This window comes from Vibrio sp. Vb1755 (genome assembly GCF_033338635.1).
Lineage (GTDB): Bacteria > Pseudomonadota > Gammaproteobacteria > Enterobacterales > Vibrionaceae > Vibrio > Vibrio alginolyticus.
On sequence record NZ_JAWOTA010000268.1, the window covers coordinates 1 to 1170 of the forward strand.

Genomic DNA, 1170 nt, shown 5'->3' on the forward strand with positions numbered 1-1170 from the left:
CCGTCATTTGGCCAATCCAATTTACGGTAGCCAGCAATGATATGGGCGCGATGTTTGATGACATAGACCAACAAACGCGTTTGATTCTCGATTTTTTAACCGCAAAAGGCTTAACTGACAAAAACATCTCGCTGTCTTCGCCTTCAGTGATAGACCGTAAAGCGCAGCAATATGGTGGTGAGCAAGATATTGAGTATCGTTATTTAGCATCCCGAACGGTCACGGTTTACAGCCAAAATATCAATGTGGTTCGGGCGGCGATTAATGAGATTGGTGAACTTGGGAAACAAGGCGTGATTCTTAATCAAGATCCTTATGCAAACCGAATCGAATACAGTTTCACGAAACTTAATGACATCAAACCAGACATGATCGAAGAGGCGACCAAAAACGCCCGCGAGGTGGCACAAAAGTTTGCGAAAGACTCACAAAGCTCATTAGGAAAGATCAAGCGAGCGACGCAAGGTCAGTTCTCCATTTATGACCGCGATAGCAATACGCCTTACATTAAAAAAGTCCGAGTGGTATCGACGGTTCAATATTACCTTTCTGACTAAGTATAAAGCCGCTCAGTACGAGCGGCTTTTTTGATATGGTGACTTAAAGAATGGGATTAATGTCCTGAGTTGTCAGCTCTGTCTCGACAACATCAACGGGCGTGTAGTGCTGGTAAATCAAGAAACCGTCTTCTGACGTTTCATGAGCGTCTGGCGTATCAATATACGCAGTACATGTGTAGCCAATGCTGTAAGTACCCGGGCCAATGTAACCAAACTCGTAGCTGTAGGTTGTATTGCCTTCTTCGTCTTGCGATTCATTCACATTAGCTACCGCAACTGGCGCGTTGAGTGGAGCTGTCGCGCCCATATCGCCCATGGTTGAGCGATCCATGGAACCCGCATACAGGTAAACAGAGTGAACGGCAGGCACATCATGAATCGCGTTCCATGCCGCACTGTCTGCTTCGCAAGCTTGGTATTGCACGTTACTTACCGTGCCAGCGATATGGCCTGAATCTGATGCGTTCACCAAACTTACGGCATTCGAGTTCATGTTCATATGATCTTGGCCGACTGGATCCGCCAGACCTTTACGCAAATCAAACTCTACAACGTAGCTATTGTGCCCAGTATGAACTTTTACATACTGACCTTTTTGGGAAAACTTCAA

Annotated in this window: 1 protein-coding gene and 1 pseudogene; one reads left to right on the forward strand and one right to left on the reverse strand. The window is 45.9% G+C overall.

Going from position 1 to position 1170, the window contains the following annotated elements; all coding sequences use genetic code 11:
- Positions 1 to 557 (forward strand): SIMPL domain-containing protein (locus R7E00_RS24420; RefSeq protein WP_318124816.1); only part of this gene is annotated, 557 nt, incomplete at its 5' end.
- Between the two features lie 43 nt (positions 558 to 600).
- Here the strand turns inward: R7E00_RS24420 and R7E00_RS24425 are convergent.
- A pseudogene (locus R7E00_RS24425) lies at positions 601 to 1170 on the reverse strand (DUF4382 domain-containing protein); the annotation flags it as partial.